Origin of the sequence: Streptomyces sp. NPDC093225, from assembly GCF_044753805.1 — a bacterium.
Classification (GTDB): Bacteria; Actinomycetota; Actinomycetes; order Streptomycetales; family Streptomycetaceae; genus Streptomyces.
Window position 1 is genome coordinate 235,604 of sequence record NZ_JBIVNX010000002.1, and the last position, 15,763, is coordinate 251,366.

The window sequence follows — 15,763 nt, forward strand, 5'->3', positions numbered from 1 at the left end:
CCCCCGGCGTCAACACGCCTCCACCGACCAAGGAGACCCCCTTCCGTATGCGTACCCGCACCATCCGCTGGACCGCAGCGGCGGCAGCCACGACCGCTCTCGCCACCGCGGCCCTGGGAGCGGCGCCGGCCGCCTGGGCCGAAGCCCCCGAACCCCAGCCCGGAATCGTCGAGATCATCAAGAAGGACCCCACCGGAGCCCTCCTCGCAGGCGCTGAGTTCTCCCTGCTCGACACCGTCAACGGGACCAAGGCCCTGACCGGCAAGACCTCCGCCGACGGCACCCTTCGCTTCGACGGCGTCGCCCCCGGCGTCTGGCGGCTCAAGGAGACGGCCACCGGCAGCCCGATCCACGACCTGGCCCCGGACCAGGACGTCATCATCACCCCCGGCCAGACGGTCAAGCTCACAATCCTCGACCCGTACAAGCCCGCCGACCTCACGGTCACGAAGACCGACAAGAAGACCGGCAAGCCGCTCGCCGGCGCCGTCATCAACATCACCCCGGCCAGCGGCGACACCAAGCCCGTCACGCTCACCACGGGCAAGGACGGCACTGCCACAGCCAAGCTGCCCGTCACCTCGCGCGACGGCACCGCCTACACGGCGACCGAGACGACGGCCCCCGACGGCTACCAGCTGGACTCCACCCCGGTGAAGATGACCGCGAAGCCCGGAGCCCCGACCACCGCCGCCTTCACCAACACCAAGAAGGCCCAGCCGACCCAGCCGCCCACCACCCCTGCGCCGACCCCGACGAACCCCACGACCCCACCCATCACGCCGTCGGAGAAGCCCACCAGCACGCCGGAGCCGTCCACCTCGACCTCGACCTCCGCAGCCCCGGCCTCCACGCAGACCACGTCGAGCACCTCTTCCCCCTCGCCGACGGGCTCCCTCGCCCAGACCGGCGCGGACTCGACGGGATGGCTGCTGGCCGGAGCCGGAGTCCTGCTCGCCGCAGGCGGCGGCGCACTGTTCGCCGTCCGCCGACACCGAAACATGGCCGAGGAGGAGAGTCCGGCATCCAGCTGACCGACCAGCCACGCGGAGTTGAATGACACACCCTTGGGGCCCCAGGAACGTTCAGTACCTGGGGCCCTCGCGTTGCCCGAGCGGAGGGGTATTCCTCAAAATGGGTGTCGGCCGTTTCGCGCCTTGGCGGCCACCTTTGCGATGAGGCCCAGTGTGCCTGCCAGGGTTCCCGTGAATGCGTGTACCTGCTCGCGGGCTCGTGCCTCCATGCCCTCGGGAGCCGCGAAGAACCCGGGGGTCGTGCCCTCGGGTTGCTGTTGGCTCCGGGCTGCCTCGTATTGCGCCCAGTCGATCCGATGCACCCTTCGCGCTTCCAGAAGGTCTTCTTCGCGGACCTGCTCGGCGCGAAGCTGGGCCGTGAGCTGCTGAGCAGCTACCTTGATCACGATTGCATCGGTCACCGTCAATGGCATGTCCGGTCGGCCGATGCCGCGCTCCAGTAGAGGCAGACCAGCACTACGCCATGGTGAGCACAGGGTGGTGAGTGCCGAATGCAGCTTCCCCCAGTCCGGATTTCGAGTCCTTTCGCCTTCCTCGATAAGCAGCTGCGTGGTGCGGCGCTGTTGATAGGTGGCAGACGGATGGGCGAACTGGTCCACGATGCGGCGAGCATTTTCCTGTCGCCGGACCCTGTTCGTCTTACCAGTGGTTTGCGCATACGTACGAAGAGCTCGTCGAGCCTGGGCAACCGGGATGACGGTGTCACTGGTGAGCCATACGAACAGCACCACGGGAATCATGGTGTGGTGGGGAACCCTCTTGAGTGGGGATCGCTTGCGCGCCTGCAGCAGTTCGCTGAACAGTCGACGCTGGACCGCGGGGTAGACGCTGGGGTCCCTGCCGTGCTGGGTGGACTTGTGGAACTCGGGTGTGGCCAGAAGGCCGACTTCCACCCAGTCGGTGATCATCCTCGTGGAGACCTGCTCAACACCAAGGGCATCCGCATCGCGCACGAGATCGTCCGCCGTGCCCGGCGCCCATTCCTTGACCTGGGTTTCTTCCACGTTCTGGAAGTTACACCGAAACGGGGTCAGCTTTCGGGCTCGCTTTGGCGTTCCCCCGACAGAGTGATCGGCGTCAGACAGGAGCCCTCGCGCAGCGATCCAGGTGGTTGCCGAGATGCGAGGGCACGACCCCGTGGAGGTTCTCGTGGCTCGACGCAAGCGGCACCGTGCACACCCCCGTCCGGACAGGGCCGGGCGCCGACAGGAACACAACCTGGTGGACCGGGCGCTTGGCGCGTTCGTCGCCGGCGTGGTGGCACTAATCGTCAAGGAAGCAGCCAGCCTTCTGCATCGCGGCTGAGCGAGCTGTGGGGTCGGCAGCCCGGGCCGCACCCCACAGCTGCGATACCACGGCTTTCGGGGTCGCACCTGGTCCAACAACCCAGCCAGGCCAAAAGCCGCCCTCGCCGCATATCCAGGGCACGTGTTGCGCGTTCGGTGGGCTGCGACGTTCAGGCCGTTGGGGCGAGGAACTGGTGCGCGCCGCGCAGCGTCGTGCGGAGCTTGCGCTGTGTCGAGCGGCTGTCGAGGCGGACGTCGAGAGGTCCAGGAAGCGTGCTGTCTGCCCGTAGTCCGGTGCGCAGTCTGGATGGGTCGAGTCCGTCGCGTTGGGCGATGAGCACGCCCAGCTCGTGGCGGCTGAAGGCCTGGTTGCCGCCGAGGTGGTGGACTCCAGTCGTGTCGCCCGCAGCGAGTTCCAGGAGGGCTGCGGCCAGATCGGTCACGTGCACCGGGCACCGGAAGTCGTCTGTGAAGAGGCGTCCGGCACGGGTGCCAGCGGCGAGTTCGTGGACGGTTCGTTCGTGTTCGGACTGCCCGTCGCCGATGATCAGGGAAGTGCGGGCCACGACGGTGTTCGGATGGACGAGGAGCACCGATTCCGCCGCGGCCTTCGCCGCCCCGTACGGGGTGATGGGGTCGGGACGGGCTCGTTCGTCGTAGTGGACACGGGGCCCCATGCCGGAGAAGACCGCGTCGCTGGAGACCTGGATCATCCTGCTCCCGGCCTTCGCCGCAGCGATCGCGAGGCGGACGGGCCCCTCGGCCGTGACCGCCCAGTCCGCCTTGCCGCTCGAAGCGTTGATGATGGCGCGCGGGCCGAGTTCGGCCACGACCGCTTCGACACCCCTGGGGTCCCGGAGGTCCAGGTTGTACCAGGAAACGTCCGGAGCGCTCCCGGGTCTGGTGGCGAAGGTCGCGGCTGTCGGGTGCCCAACAGATACCGCCTGCCGGACCAGCTCGGCGCCCAGGAATCCGGACCCACCCACGATCAGCAGCGTCATGAGGCGACACCTTAGACCGGTCAGGCCTGGGTGAAGGCGAGAATGTGGGCAGAGGCGTCGGTGAGGGCGGGGTGCGGTTCCGCGAGGCGTGCCGCGGCTAGGGCAGCTTCGTACATGTCCGTGCCCATGAGGTTGGCACCGGTGTACTTCTCGATGGCCTTGACTGCCACCCAGCCCGGTCCTTCGATTCCGAAGAGGGTGGGGTCGGTGAGACCTACGGCGGTGATCTCTGCGCGCAGCTCGGTGGATGTCTGGAAGTAGGCGACGGTGAAGCCGCGCTGTCCGGCGTAACGGCCCTGGGCCAGGGTGTCGCGGACTCCGTCCTGGATCGCGGACTCGGTGATACCGGTGGTCGCGATGTAGTCCAGGAGAGGTGAGTAGCGGGAGATCGCCGCCGCGGCGATTAGCCCACCGGGCCGGGCCACACGGGCTGCCTCCCTCAGAGCGGAGATCCGGTCGGTCTTGTCGTGGAGGTGGTAGAGCGGGCCGAGGAGCAGCACGACGTCGTACGTGCCGGCCGCAGCGCTGAGGCTTCGGGCGTCGCCGAGCTCCGCTGTAACGCCCGCGACGGCCGTTGCCTGGGTGACGTGCTTAGGGACTGGGTCCACGACGTGCACTGTGTAGCCGTCGTCGGCGAGCCACCGGGCGTGGGTTCCAGGACCGCCGCCAACATCAAGCACACGGGCTGGAGCTGGAGGGAGGTGGCGGCGGAGTAACTCGCGGGTGCGCGTGAACTCCAGGACGCCTGTGGCGGTGGTGCTCAGCCGTGCAGCTTCGTCGGACCGGGCGTAGAAGTCGATGATCTCCGGGCGTACAGAGGGTTTGCTCGTCATCGGGAAGTCCTCGTCGGGAGGGGCTGTCGGTGTCGGCAGGTTAGGGGAGCCGAGGAAGTGATCACCTTGAATTTCGGAGCCCCGCGACGGTCCGCTCCCGGCCGCCAGCACGACGTCCGGGTCCTAGCGCAGGTCACGCGGTTCTGGGTGCGAGGCTGCAGAGCTCCAGCTGCGTGCCCGCATGCCCTGCCCACTCGAGTGTGCGCGAGAGGCTGGAGGTGGCAGCGTTTGCTGGATGCGCGATCTGGGCTGCCGGGACGTCGGCAGTTCGCCCGGGGCAGACAGGAAAGATCCGCAAAGGACTGGTGCAACGCCGCAACGGATGTCAACGTAGACACCTTCCCAAGAAACCCCAGGTCAGAGAGGTTCTTCGCCCTTGACCGTGGACACTGCGAAGCCCGGATTCTCCACGACGATCGCGGCCCTACGACTGCGCACCTGGCGGCTGGGCCCCGGGCAGCCGGCGATGGTGATCGACCAGTTCACCGACGAGGACTTCAAGCTCGTGGTGGACGACCGGGCCGACCTGCACATCAACTCCCGTGACGGCGCGTTCTACCTCGGATGGTTCCCGACCGGACGCCCCGGCACCGACCACGAAGGCTGGGTGATCGCCGTCACCGGTACAGCCGACGTACCGGGGTATCGCATCAGCTTCGATGTCGAGACCCCGGCCCAGATCGTCGCCGCAGCCGTGGCCGAGGTCATCGGTACCTCCCAGCCCGTGCACTCGACCTGACTCCGCCCCGAAGCGCAGTCCTCGCCCGAGCACGCCTGCCCGACCACATGACGATGAAGGAGAACACCTTGCACCCGGAACTCACCGTTGGCGCGATGATCGACCGCCTCTCGGCCTTCGACCGCGATGCCCCCCTTCGCCTTGCCATCAATCCGCTCTTCGCCTTGGAGCACACGGTGGGCGGCATCGTCCCGGCTGTGGACGCACACGGGCGAACCGTGGTCTACATCGTCGAAAGCGGCGATCAGCTGGGCCCTGTGCCGCCGTCCGTCGCCGTAGCCGTGAACTGGCAGGACTCCGTCGAAGCCCCGCCCCGCCGACGCCGCAGCGCTACGGGCAACCAGTAAACCCTCGTCCCATCCCGCCGTGGAGGCGCCCCTGAACTCCCGTTCTTCCCGCTACCCGTCCGCCCCCGACCACGGCCTGTCCTTCTGGGTCACCCCCCGCCACCTCGCTGGTGACGACGGCCTGCTCGCAGACCGCATCTCCGACACCTTGGCCGAGTCCGGCTGGATGAGCTGGACGACCGCCCGCAGTACCCTGCTCTTCGTGAGCCCGACCGGTCTGTGCGGCGCCGAGTGGATCCGTACCGACCACGCCTTCCTGCTGGGCGGGCTGCCCGTGGCCTGGCAGATCTCCGCTCGTACGCACCGTGACAGCGCCTTGGCCGAGTGGAACGCGTACTTCACCCCCGGTACACCGCACGAGGCCATCGCGGATTTCCTCCTCGCTGTCGAGGCCCGTCCCGAACCCGCCGTTGGCTACGCGGGCCCGGAGGCCGTCCTCGCCCAGCTGTCCGCGATGGGCTGGCCCCGCGACTTCGACCATCCGAAGACCACTGCCTGGGACGCCGGACTTTCGGCGGGCTTCAGCTGGGGGCCGCTGCCCGACGGCATCCAGGACGGCGACCCGCGTCCAGACCTGATGGGCTGGCAGGCGTGGGCCGAGCCGGTACTCGGCTCGCCCTACCTGTGGTGCGCGACCTTCAGCGCCAGCACCCCGCACGACCTGGTCGGGAGCTTCGCCGCCTCGATCGCCTCACCCGCCCCGGTACGGCGCCGCATCCTGCCCGACCTTTCCGCCGGCCGCCTGACCTTCAGCCTCCCCGGCTGACAGAACGGGCCGCTGCCCAGCCCCGGCACGCGCTGCCGCTCAGCCTTCCGCACCAGCACCGCCGGCCCGGTCCCCCTCCACCAAGGGGGACCGGGCCTGCGGTGTTCTCCGCGCTCGCCGTTCGGCTCGCGCGGTCAGTCCTTCCTGCGGAAGGAGAGCGGCCCGGATGCTCCGTGGAGCACCCGGGCCGGGTCGGCTGGCTCAGCGGCTGGCGAGGGCCTTGTCGAGGGCCTTCTGTGTGTGGGAGTCGACCAGGGCAGGAGATCCGGAGACGACCAGCAGGACGACTCCGCTGCGGACGGCGGTCTGCTTGACCACGCTGTCCCGCCCTCCGACGGTGAAGGTGAGGAGTTGGCTCCAGGCCTCGTCGCCGAGGGCAGGTGCGGCCAGCTTCTGGGTGGTGATCTTGACCGGATCGCTGCCGACCACGATCTGGTAAACCGGACACCCGGTCATCGCCTCGAAGATCTGCTTCGTGCCACTGGACAGCTTCGGCACGCTGTCGCTGTACAGCTCCTCGGTGATCTCGGAGTCCGCGCTGCCGGCGTAGACGAAGGCGGCCTTGGCCTCGTTCGGGAAGTCCAGGCTCCCGCCGGCGGCTGCGTCACCGCCGAGCTGCTCCAGCGCAGGGCAGCCGATCACCGTCACGTCGTCGTGACGTGCGGTGCTCTCGGCCTTCGGAGCGTAGTCCTGGCCCAAGTCGGCCGTGGTGAGCAGCCGCGCGGAGAGGACATCGGACGACAGCGGAGCGCCGGTCTTCGCGGCGCCCGGCTTGCTCGCTCCCGACGGCGCGCCGGCCTGCGGGCTGACGTCCTGCGACGTGCCAGTGTCGGAGCAGCCTGCCAGTGCGAGGGTGGCCAGCACGGTGAGGCTGGTGCCGATGGTGCGTATACGCATGTGGAACCCCTGTGTGGTCGGTCGGGTCTGACGGCCGGACCCCCGTGGGGCTCTCCTCCGGCATCATGGGCGGCAGGGGTTGGGTCAGTAGCCGAGGGCGCGCAGGCATTCCTCGTAGGTGGCGTGCTGGTCGCCGAGCGGTCCGCTGGTGCGGTTGAACCAGGCGTTGTCGAGGCGGGGCTCGACCTCCTCATGGCCCGCCGGGCAGCGCAGCCAGATCCCGTTCTTGGTACTGGCGACGATCCACTTCCGGTACGCGCCGCACTCTGCGCAGGCGCGGACCTCCCCGTCGAGGACGAGGGGGCCGGCGTGCGGCATCAGGATTCCGGCCAGCTCCTCGCGCGTGGGCAGGCGCAGGTCTGCAGGCAGGAAGTCGTAAACGACCGGTACGGACTCCGGCTCCTGCTGGTCGGCCACCGAGGCAGGCTCGACGTGAGCCGCGCTCCATTCCTCCCACTGCCGCTGGGCATCGAGCCGTTCTCGACGTTCACGTCTGCGTCCGAACATGAGGTCCCCCCCCCTCGTCCAGGTCCTACCGGGCAGGACAGATCGTGCACCAGGCCCGTGGCCTCGTTCAACTATCAAATCTCTCAACATCACCGGGCTCGGCCACGCCCGTCCCGGCGGGTGTCAGCAGGGCCATCCATGTGCGAACGCGACTTCCTGGTTGCCGCGGTGCTGTGGAGGGGCATCGCGGAGGCGTCGGCAGGAAGTCCAGCTATGCGGCGAAGCCGCCACACCAAGACGTCGCTGACGGAGTCCGCCGTGTCCAACTCCCTTCGGCCAGCGGCCTGCACGAGCAGTCCTGCCGGATCGTGCCCTGCGGCCTCGGCATCAGCGAGGGTCGAGGCGAGGGCGGACCACCCGGCCTCGGCCAGCACCTGCTCGGCCAGCTCCGGCAACGCCCGACGAACGACAGCGGCGTGCCGGCGGTGGACAGCCGAGGGCAACAAGCGGCCCCGCTGGTGGAGCACGGCCATGGGGTGTCCGGCTGCGGCCCGGTAGGCCGCGCGCAGGTGTTCGGCCGCCTGGAGGGCAGCGGTAGCCTGCTGCGCGTGTTCCTTCTTGCTGTGCCAGGCCGCGGCGGCGGTGACGAGGAAGAACGCCATATCGATCAGCATTGCCGTGGTCGCTCCGTCCTCCCCACGGCCGAGTGCCGGGCCGCCCTGGACCAGGTCGCGGGCCGCCTGCCGCAGGACCTGGTCCTGCCCGCGCGCGGCGCGGACGTGGGATCGGGAGGCTCGTTCGAAGGCGAAGGCCGCCTCACTCAGCTGCTTGCGGGTATGGGCGGCGGAGGTCTTCGCGAGGGCGTCGAGGACCTCGCCGGCCGCCGCGATGTGCGCGGCGATCAACCCGTCGTCGCCGCTGTCGAGCACCAGGACGGCCTGCCAGGCGGCGTTGGTCGCTGTCCGCCGGGCAGTAGCGGGTCCAGGGACCGCGCGCAGTGGAGTGTCGGCCGTGACGCCCGTGCTGTCTTGGATGGACGGCTCCGTCGCCTCCCAACGCTCGCGGATGCGGGGCAGGGACAGGTCGGGGGCGAGCTTGGTGCCTGAGTAGAAGACCGGTTCGCCCTTGCTGTTGCGGTCGTCCGGCAGCGCCACGGAGTACCCGAGCAGGTCCCCGGAGGGAGCAACCTTCGGTCGTACGAGCAGGCCAGCGGCGGCCAGGCGCTCGAGGAACTCCTGCTCGCCCTGGGCGCCGGCAACCGCCCGGCGTACCGTCTCACGAAGCTCCTCGCGGGGGGTTCGCTCCCGCTGCTGGCGGTTGGCCTTGTGGCGCTCGGCACTGGTCGGGCGCTGGGCAGCGGTGCCATCACCAGTGTCGAGACGGCGCAGGCCGTAGTCGATCTCGATTCGGCGTGCTTCGGCCTGGGAGCGGGCGGCGTCGGCGTGCAGGCGGGGCTTGCGGCCGTCCTCGCGGACGAGGGTCGCGATGATGTGGATGTGGTCGTCTGCGTGACGGACAGCGGCCCAACGGCAGCCGGGTCGGCCGTCGTCCGGGGCGATGCCCGTGGCGGAGACCATGCGGCGGGCGATGTCTGCCCACTGCTGGTCGGAGAGGACGGGGTCTTCGGGGGCCGCCCGTACGGACAGGTGCCACACATGCTTGGCCGGGCGTCGGCTGGGTGTGACGGAGTCAACCGGGAGGTCCAGGAGCTGCTGGAGGGCCTGGTGGGTGGCGTCGGGGTCGCGGCCCGGATCGGGCGCGAGGCTGTCCCAGGCCGCGACGAGGTGCGGGTCGATGTGTTCTTCGTGGGTGCCCGGGCCGTACAGGTAGTACAGCAGGCCGATGGTTCGGGTGCCGCGCTTGTGGACTCGGGGTATCACCGGGAGGTGCCGCCCGAGTCGACGTGGCGGCGGGTGAAGTCGTCCACGCGTTGTGCCGCTCGGTGTACGGCGGCGAGCACGGCCTTCGCGTGGGGGGCGTCCGCACCGGAGTTCAAGGCCTTCGCCACCTGGTTGACGTTGTTGCCGATCTGGCCGAGGTGCCGGCGCAGGGCGAACAGCTCGTTCAGCATCTCTCGCTCGCCGGCGACCGCGGCAGCCGTACGCGAGAGATCGCGGGCAGCGGCGAGCGCGGCGTGCGCGAGAAAACCGGACAGCGTCATCGCACTGGCGCTGGCGGCGTCGAGGAGGCTCTGCTTCTCGGAGTCGTTGAATCGGCTGGCGATCATGTGCACGCGCTTGTCGGCAGCGGACTTGCGCAGACGGTTACGGACGGGCGGCTGCTCGGACGCTCGGTGCGCACACAGCGGGTTGTGACACGAGTGCTTCTCCTCCTGGGAATGCGGTCCGCCCTCGGCCGCATCCCCCCTGTCCGGTGCCCCCTGGTGCCGGACAGGTCCCGCCTCCCCAGGGGCGGGAACACCATGAGTAGCACTCCCGACGGGAGTGCTACTCATGGGATAACTTGCTCGCTCCGAGGTCGAGTTGTCGGTCGGGTCGCACCACTCGGTGGTCGAGCTGTTGGTCGGGTTCGTCATCGGGTCTGGATCCTCGGGGCGTTGGTCTGGTCGGGGCGTTCGTCGGTGAAGGGGAGCGAGCGCGCTCCCGAAAGGGCGGGCGGCTCGGAGGGATCCGAGCCGCCCAGGGCTGCCTAGGTGGGCAATCAGGCGCCCTTAATGCGCAGTTCAAGCGCATTCGAGGCAGTGCTCGTAATGCCGGGTCAGAGCCTTGGCCATCCGCTGCTTGGTGCCGGCCGCGATCCTGGCGCTCGCCTTTCCCGGGGCCGTCCCCTGGTGGCGGGCGGAATGGTTGGCGAGGTAGCCCATGTCCCGCTCGTACGAGGCGCGGATGCGGCTGAACCGGGGGCAGGTCTTCATCGGGTCGGGCTCCTCTTCGTCATGGTGTCGGCGCGCAGGCGGGCCAGGACCCCGGTCAGCCGGTCATTGCGGATGCTGACCTTCTGGGCGCGCATGATCTCCCGCAGCTGCACGCGGGTGACCGATTCGTTGCCGTCCCGGTCCAGCGCGGTGCGGACATGGGGACGCAGCAGGTCGACGAGCTCGTCGTCGCTGCGCCCGGCTCGAGTACCCGGTCCCCGACCGGTGCGGGACCGGTCCCGGGGACGGGCCGCTGGACGCTTCGTCGGGGCCGGTTGCTGCTGCCGTCCGGCCGGAGGCTCGTCGGTCTCGTCGGCTCCTCGGTCCCCGTCCCCGTGGCCGTCCTGGTCCTCATCCGGGACCGGGTGGGGACGCGGTCCCTCCGCCTCGGTCCCCGTCCCCGTTGGTTGACGGTCCCCGATAGCCGGCGGGAGAGGGGTGCGGTCGTGACGGGGACGGTCCCCGCTTCGGGCCCGGCTCAGTCCGGCTGATCGGGCACCGTGAGCGGTCCCCGGGTTGGGGACGGTCCCCTTGTCGGTCCCCGGGTTGGGGACGGTCCCCTTGTCGGTCCCCGGGTTGGGGACGGTCCCCTTGTCGGTCCCCCGGTCGCGGACGGTCCCCTTCGCGGTCCCCGGTCCCGTCTCGGCCCAGCTCTCGGTGGGCACCTGCGGTTCGGGGACCAGCCGGGGACCGTGGCTGTATTCGGGGATCGCGCCCGCCGCGTCACCGTTCTGCCGGTCCCCCGTAGGTAGGCTTCCGGTGACAGGGACGGAGGCCTTGCCGTCGGTCCTGGTGTCGCTCGGTGGACGGTCCCCGGAGTAGGCACCGTCGGCTCCCGTGACGGCAGTGGGAGGAATCCGATGTCCAGAGCTGCTCGGTTCGGCGACGTGCTGGTGGATCTGGCGCATCAGGACCCCGAAGGCCAGGAGGGCTGCTGTGGGTGGGACCGCGGCCACTACGTAGTCCAGAAGGGGGACAGGGCCCGAGCCGGTCCCGCTGACGCCGGCGACGTTGAGGACGATGGAGCCGACGGAGCCGATGCCGGTCAGCGCTACGGCCCACCAGTCGGTGACCTTGCGGAGCCCGGCGCGGAGCATCAGCAGTTCGCCGACGACGATGAAGGCGTCCAGCGTGCCCGGCCAGGCCCATTGCCGTTCCGGGGATTTGGCCAAGCCGTGCTTTCCGGCGACTTCCGCGAGGTGTGCATAAGAGAGCCAGAAGGCGGCGGCGGTGAGCGCGGCGATCACGGCTCCGGCTGCGATGAGGGTGTACCGCTCGGCGGATGCGGTGCTCTTCGAGGTCTCGGGGACGGGGTGGTGCAAGGTCACGCTGCCTCTCGCAGTTCGTCGAGCAGAGCCTGCGTCTGGACATGACGGGGTACCGGCGCCGGCTTCTTCTTGCCCTTGGGGGTCTTTGGGCGGTGGCGTTCGGGGCCGTCGCCGTCGTGGACGTAGCCGGCCTTCGGCGGCTGCTGGCCTGCTGCCCGAGCCTGGCGGGCGGTCTCTACGGGGTTGGGATCGGAGCACAGGTTGTGGTTGTCGCGGTTCTCGATAGCGCGCGCTTCCACCCGGAGGAGGTCACGGGCCCACTCGGTGCCGACCTGGAGTGTGTGGGCGAGCCGCTCCGGGCTCCAGCCCCTGGCCGACGCGTAACGGGCCAGCGTCTTTCGCTCCAGCCTGCTCAGCTGGACGTCCCGCCCGTCGAGCGCGGCCTTCACCCGGCTGTAGTCCAGCCGGTTCTCGATCTGTTCGTGCCAGGTGAGCCGTTCGTCTTCGGTGAGCCCGCCCCAGATGCCCTCCTTCATCCTGTTGTCGAGGGCGTAGTTGAAGCACTCCCGGCGGACGGGGCACCAGCCGCAGATCTCCTTGGCGTCCTCGACCGCATCGGTGTCGGCGGGGTCGGGGAAGAACTTGTCCGCGGTCGTGGAATCGACGGTGTTGCAGGCGGAGCGGGAGTGCCAGCTGTGGTCGCCGATCCCTCGGAGCTCCGGGGGCGGGGTGCTGGCGGTGATGTAGCGCATGGGTGGTCTCCGGGTACGCCTCATGGGCCGGCGGCAGGCAGCGCGGCACACCGGCTGTCTGGCGGTGTGGGTGCGGCTCGCGGCGAGGCAGAGCAGGGGGGCACGGCTGCGGGGCCGCGCTGGAGTGGAAACGGGGGAGGGACGGGTCAGGCGCGCTGGAAGCGCCGGTCCGGGCCCGTGAATTCGACCGGGGTGCACATGCCGGACAGGCGGGACAGGACCCGGTCGCCGATCTTGTCGCGCAGCACCGGGAGGTGCTTGTCCATGTGCTCGTCGCGGACGGGCGGCAGGTTGGTGGTGAAGATCGTCGGCAGGCGGTTCTGGCAGCGCCAGTTCACCAGGCGGAAGGTGATCTCCTCCGTCCACTCCGAGGTCTTCGCGGCGCCGAGGTCGTCCAGGAGCAGCAGCGGCACCCGCATGATCCGCCGCAGCATGTGCTCGGGGTCCACTCCGGACCGGTAGCGCATCTCCGCGTACAGGTCCGCGGCGGTCGTCGCGTGCCACTCGACCCCGCACCCAGCGGCGGTCAGCGCCCGGACCGCCCCATATGCCTCGTGGGTTTTGCCGATCCCGGTTCCGCCCCACAGCAGCAGCGAGGGGCCGTGCGCGATCCGCCGGCGCCCCGGCCTTCCCCACTGGGAGTTGAGGTCCTCGGCGGCCGGGGCGACCGCGGCGTCCGCGATGGTGCGCACCCAGGCGGCGACCTGCGGATGCTGGGGGATGGCGTCCCGGTAGGCGTACGGGATCCGCTTCTGAGCGGCCTCCAGCGCCGGGATCGGCTCCGGCGTGTCCGGCAGCACCGGCGCGGTGGCCACATCGATGCCGCGCTCGGCCAGGCGGGCGGCCAGGCGCTCACGCAGCCGGTCGGAGACCGCGGGCAGCGGGTCGGTCAGGCGGGCGCGGGTCACAGGCTGCCTCCGAACGTGGTGGGCTCCGACGCGGTCGGGTTCATGTAGGGCGTGTAGCCCGAGGCGCGGGCCCAGGCCCCCGCGCCGGAGGCGGACGACACCCCAGCGGCGTCATGCGGCGGTGAGGCGTTCAGAGCCTCGTTGACCAGGCTCGGCAGCACGCTCGGATGCAGGTTCTTGAACCGCAGCCGCTCCAGCGCCGTCCGGATCACGTCGGGGTCGAAGCCCTCCTCCAGCAGCCCCTTGACGTGCCGCCCGACCAGTCCGATCACGGCCTGCGGTGGGCGCTGGACGTGCGCGCCGACGTACTCGCCCACCAGGTCCTTCGTCGAACTGGCATCGGGAGCCGACTCCGGCGCGGGGGCGTCGCCCCCCTTAGGGGAAGATCCAGGATCCAAGATCCTAGATCCAGACGACGAGCCCTCGCGTATCTGTCGCGAGCCCTCACCGAAGACGGCCTGACCTGCAGCTTTTCCAGAAGGCGTGGAGACCGGCTGCTCGACGGCCTTGGGCGCGGTTGCTTCGGCGGCATCGTGGCCCGCGCCTACGGCTTCCGGTCCGGTCTGAGCTTTGGAATCGGGCGATACCGGCTGATCGAGGACTCGACGAATGTTCGTCGAACGCTGCGAGCCGGTGGCGGTCAGGCCCGCCGACGCTGCCGGCACCGACGTCTTCGCCGGAGTGGAGGAGGTGGGGCAGGCGGCTGTACCGCACTCGTGGCACTTCTGGTGCGCCTGGTGGGCAGGGCACCGGGGCACCCGCGAAGCCGATGGCCTGTCGATCTTCTGGTGCTTCTCCCACGTCACGAAGTGCAGGTACCGCTTGCCGTCGCACCCCGTGTAGCGGCAGATAAGCCCGGCCGTCTCCAGCTGCTCCAGGTCGTTGGCGACTGCTGCCGGGGAGTGCTCGGCACGCAGGGCCCACAGCTGTCCGGCGATGATCGCCGGGTGGGCGAGGAAGCGCCCGCTGTCGTCCGCCTGGGTCAGCAGCCCGAAGAAGGTGAGCATGGCAGTGACGTCGACCGCTGCCAGGTCTTCCGACCAGAAGGCTTCGGGCTTGATCGTCCGGATGCGAGCCATCAGGCAGCACCCCCGTGCTGGCTGAGTGCAGGCGTGGCAGTAATGTGCGGTCTTTCGCGCAGGGCGGTCGCCATGCGACACTCTCCTATGTTGTGAACATCGCTCCGGTGTGCCCGTGAGAAGGTCCGGTGCGGTGGTGATGGGTAGCTGTGCCGCCCTTGCAGGGGCGGTCGTGCTGCCAGCAGCGCCCGGCGTCCGAGAGTTCCCGCTCTCAGGCGCCGTCGCTGTTTTCGGGCTCACCCTGCCCGTAAGGCCTGTTCCCAGTGCATCCAGTCCCCCCTTTGCGTCCTCCGGCGGGCCTGGTGACCCGCTGGCGACGACGAACATAAGCAGAACCTGCCGAAAGACCTAGACATTGCTCTAGAACCCCTCACAGGTCGCGAGGCGGTCCCTGACCAGCGCCGATTCGCCTGGCAGCCCCAAGGCCCAAGTGGTACGACCGGCGGTCGGGACCGATCGCCGAAGGGCACCCATCGGCATGAGGGCTGGCGCCATGGAGCGGCGCAGCCCTGACGACCAGGTGCGATACAGAAAAGTACGTTAGTTGCTTGGATGTATCAAGCCCCGTCGATTACAGTGCTCTACACACCCACTGATTGCCTAGATCGCCACCTTGCAGGAGTTCATGTGCCCCCACGTCAGTTCGATGGCCGTCGCGTACGCGATGTCCGACGGGGCCTGAATCTCAGCCAGAAGGACCTGGGCGCGATGGTCGGCGTTGGCGGCCCAGCCGTCGCAAAGTGGGAGAACGGCGAGGAGTTCCCGAAGGGTGAGAAGCTCCCCGCGATTGCCGCGGCACTGGGCCGGCCCCTCGATGCCCTCTTCCCTCATGACGGCCCTCCCGACCTGCAGCTTCTACGCTGCGACGCCGGCCTCACCAGGGCCCAGGCCGCGGCGATCATCGACGCCAGCCTCAATCCACTGAGCTTCGCTGAATCCGGCCGCCGCAGGCTCAGCGATGGCTACGTGAAGCCGCTCGCGAAGGCGTACGGGGTATCCGAAGAGGAGTTGCTGGCCGCGCAGGACCGCTCGTTCGGGCTTGGCCATGACGGGCAGACGTCCGTGCCCCGGACGATCGCCGAAAAGATCAACCTCCTCCTGGAGCACGGGTACGTCGACCAAGAGGCTCCCTCTGACGAGGAAATCGCTCGGGCCGTAAACGAGCACGCGGGCGGGACGGCGACCGTCACGGCCGACGACATCATCGCACTGCGCACGGGGGCCACAAGCGAGGTCTCCGACGTAGTGCGGGCTGGGCTTGCCTACGCCCTCCAGGTCGACGCTGCCCTGTTCCAGGACGATGCCGAGGTCAGCACTGAGGCCCGTGAATTCCTGGAGTCGCTCCGCTTCCTCAGCTCGATCCACCGAGGGCAGATTCTCGGATTGGCTGCCCGTGGTAACAGCACGGGTCTGTCTGCCGAAATGATGGCCACGATCAACGAGGTTGTTGGGCAGCTGAAGCACCAACTGCCGGACGTGCGGGGCGGGGAGTAGGGCCGCCGGCCAGCCGGCCTCCCGCTTCGTGCGGGGT

General features: G+C 69.4%; 17 protein-coding genes. 5 read left to right on the forward strand and 12 right to left on the reverse strand.

What is annotated here, in order from left to right:
- The first annotated feature begins 47 nt into the window (after positions 1-47).
- A complete protein-coding gene (locus ACIQCH_RS03110) occupies positions 48-1,034 on the forward strand; it encodes a SpaA isopeptide-forming pilin-related protein (protein ID WP_402577318.1) in 987 nt (328 codons plus the stop codon).
- 95 nt (positions 1,035-1,129) lie between these two features.
- Here the strand turns inward: ACIQCH_RS03110 and ACIQCH_RS03115 are convergent, their stop codons facing one another.
- The 3 genes from ACIQCH_RS03115 to ACIQCH_RS03125 all read right to left on the reverse strand — a co-directional run bounded on the left by ACIQCH_RS03115 (position 1,130) and on the right by ACIQCH_RS03125 (position 4,154).
- The gene (locus ACIQCH_RS03115; protein ID WP_402577320.1) at positions 1,130-2,038 is read right to left on the reverse strand and encodes a hypothetical protein; all 909 of its coding nucleotides are present in this window, start codon (positions 2,036-2,038) and stop codon (positions 1,130-1,132) included.
- Between the two features lie 452 nt (positions 2,039-2,490).
- A complete protein-coding gene (locus tag ACIQCH_RS03120) occupies positions 2,491-3,321 on the reverse strand; it encodes an SDR family oxidoreductase (RefSeq protein WP_402577322.1) in 831 nt (276 codons plus the stop codon).
- A 20-nt stretch (positions 3,322-3,341) separates the two neighbouring features.
- On the reverse strand, positions 3,342-4,154 hold the full coding sequence (locus ACIQCH_RS03125; RefSeq protein ID WP_402577324.1) for a class I SAM-dependent methyltransferase: 813 nt from the start codon (positions 4,152-4,154) through the stop codon (positions 3,342-3,344).
- 376 nt (positions 4,155-4,530) lie between these two features.
- Here ACIQCH_RS03125 and ACIQCH_RS03130 point away from each other — a divergent pair, with 376 nt between their 5' ends.
- Genes ACIQCH_RS03130 through ACIQCH_RS03140 form a run of 3 tightly spaced genes read left to right on the forward strand, consistent with a single transcriptional unit; the run spans position 4,531 to position 6,006 of the window.
- Entirely contained in the window at positions 4,531-4,893 is a 363-nt protein-coding gene (locus ACIQCH_RS03130) for a DUF317 domain-containing protein (RefSeq protein WP_402577326.1), read from the forward strand.
- A gap of 53 nt (positions 4,894-4,946) precedes the next feature.
- Positions 4,947-5,240, forward strand: coding sequence for a hypothetical protein (locus ACIQCH_RS03135; RefSeq protein WP_402577328.1), 294 nt, complete (start codon positions 4,947-4,949; stop codon positions 5,238-5,240).
- Between the two features lie 19 nt (positions 5,241-5,259).
- The gene (locus ACIQCH_RS03140; RefSeq protein ID WP_402577329.1) at positions 5,260-6,006 is read left to right on the forward strand and encodes a DUF317 domain-containing protein; all 747 of its coding nucleotides are present in this window, start codon (positions 5,260-5,262) and stop codon (positions 6,004-6,006) included.
- Between the two features lie 201 nt (positions 6,007-6,207).
- Here ACIQCH_RS03140 and ACIQCH_RS03145 read toward each other — a convergent pair whose 3' ends face one another.
- From ACIQCH_RS03145 to ACIQCH_RS03185, 9 genes are all read right to left on the reverse strand, one after another.
- Positions 6,208-6,903 carry a hypothetical protein gene (locus ACIQCH_RS03145; RefSeq protein ID WP_402577330.1) on the reverse strand — a complete coding sequence of 232 codons (696 nt, stop codon included), beginning with the start codon at positions 6,901-6,903 and terminating at the stop codon, positions 6,208-6,210.
- A gap of 84 nt (positions 6,904-6,987) precedes the next feature.
- Positions 6,988-7,320: a hypothetical protein gene (locus tag ACIQCH_RS03150; protein WP_402577332.1), complete on the reverse strand. Its 333-nt coding sequence runs from the start codon at positions 7,318-7,320 to the stop codon at positions 6,988-6,990.
- Positions 7,321-7,499: 179 nt separating this feature from the next.
- Positions 7,500-9,230, reverse strand: coding sequence for a relaxase/mobilization nuclease domain-containing protein (locus tag ACIQCH_RS03155; RefSeq protein ID WP_402577334.1), 1,731 nt, complete (start codon positions 9,228-9,230; stop codon positions 7,500-7,502).
- Entirely contained in the window at positions 9,227-9,577 is a 351-nt protein-coding gene (locus ACIQCH_RS03160) for a plasmid mobilization protein (RefSeq protein WP_402577336.1), read from the reverse strand. Before ACIQCH_RS03160 ends, ACIQCH_RS03155 begins: the two co-directional genes overlap by 4 nt.
- A gap of 456 nt (positions 9,578-10,033) precedes the next feature.
- Positions 10,034-10,225, reverse strand: coding sequence for a hypothetical protein (locus ACIQCH_RS03165; protein ID WP_402577338.1), 192 nt, complete (start codon positions 10,223-10,225; stop codon positions 10,034-10,036).
- Positions 10,222-11,553 (reverse strand): DUF2637 domain-containing protein, encoded by a 1,332-nt coding sequence (locus ACIQCH_RS03170; RefSeq protein ID WP_402577340.1) that lies wholly within the window; start codon positions 11,551-11,553, stop codon positions 10,222-10,224. Before ACIQCH_RS03170 ends, ACIQCH_RS03165 begins: the two co-directional genes overlap by 4 nt.
- Positions 11,550-12,245 (reverse strand): WhiB family transcriptional regulator, encoded by a 696-nt coding sequence (locus ACIQCH_RS03175; protein ID WP_402577342.1) that lies wholly within the window; start codon positions 12,243-12,245, stop codon positions 11,550-11,552. The genes ACIQCH_RS03170 and ACIQCH_RS03175 overlap by 4 nt, the downstream gene beginning before the upstream one ends.
- A gap of 146 nt (positions 12,246-12,391) precedes the next feature.
- Positions 12,392-13,153: an ATP-binding protein gene (locus ACIQCH_RS03180; protein WP_402577343.1), complete on the reverse strand. Its 762-nt coding sequence runs from the start codon at positions 13,151-13,153 to the stop codon at positions 12,392-12,394.
- Entirely contained in the window at positions 13,150-14,232 is a 1,083-nt protein-coding gene (locus tag ACIQCH_RS03185; RefSeq protein WP_402577345.1) for a hypothetical protein, read from the reverse strand. The genes ACIQCH_RS03180 and ACIQCH_RS03185 overlap by 4 nt, the downstream gene beginning before the upstream one ends.
- Before the next feature lie 627 nt (positions 14,233-14,859).
- Here ACIQCH_RS03185 and ACIQCH_RS03190 point away from each other — a divergent pair.
- Complete coding sequence (locus ACIQCH_RS03190; RefSeq protein WP_402577347.1) at positions 14,860-15,726, forward strand: helix-turn-helix domain-containing protein; 867 nt, start codon at positions 14,860-14,862, stop codon at positions 15,724-15,726.
- Positions 15,727-15,763: the final 37 nt, after the last annotated feature.

Bases quoted from the DNA above. Each gene is read 5' to 3' on its own strand.
- ACIQCH_RS03165 (WP_402577338.1), bottom strand. From the start codon at position 10,225: ATGAAGACCTGCCCCCGGTTCAGCCGCATCCGCGCCTCGTACGAGCGG.
- ACIQCH_RS03120 (WP_402577322.1), bottom strand. From the start codon at position 3,321: ATGACGCTGCTGATCGTGGGTGGGTCCGGATTCCTGGGCGCCGAGCTG.
- ACIQCH_RS03110 (WP_402577318.1), top strand. From the start codon at position 48: ATGCGTACCCGCACCATCCGCTGGACCGCAGCGGCGGCAGCCACGACC.
- ACIQCH_RS03160 (WP_402577336.1), bottom strand. From the start codon at position 9,577: ATGATCGCCAGCCGATTCAACGACTCCGAGAAGCAGAGCCTCCTCGAC.
- ACIQCH_RS03135 (WP_402577328.1), top strand. From the start codon at position 4,947: ATGAAGGAGAACACCTTGCACCCGGAACTCACCGTTGGCGCGATGATC.
- ACIQCH_RS03125 (WP_402577324.1), bottom strand. From the start codon at position 4,154: ATGACGAGCAAACCCTCTGTACGCCCGGAGATCATCGACTTCTACGCC.
- ACIQCH_RS03185 (WP_402577345.1), bottom strand. From the start codon at position 14,232: ATGGCTCGCATCCGGACGATCAAGCCCGAAGCCTTCTGGTCGGAAGAC.
- ACIQCH_RS03175 (WP_402577342.1), bottom strand. From the start codon at position 12,245: ATGCGCTACATCACCGCCAGCACCCCGCCCCCGGAGCTCCGAGGGATC.
- ACIQCH_RS03145 (WP_402577330.1), bottom strand. From the start codon at position 6,903: ATGCGTATACGCACCATCGGCACCAGCCTCACCGTGCTGGCCACCCTC.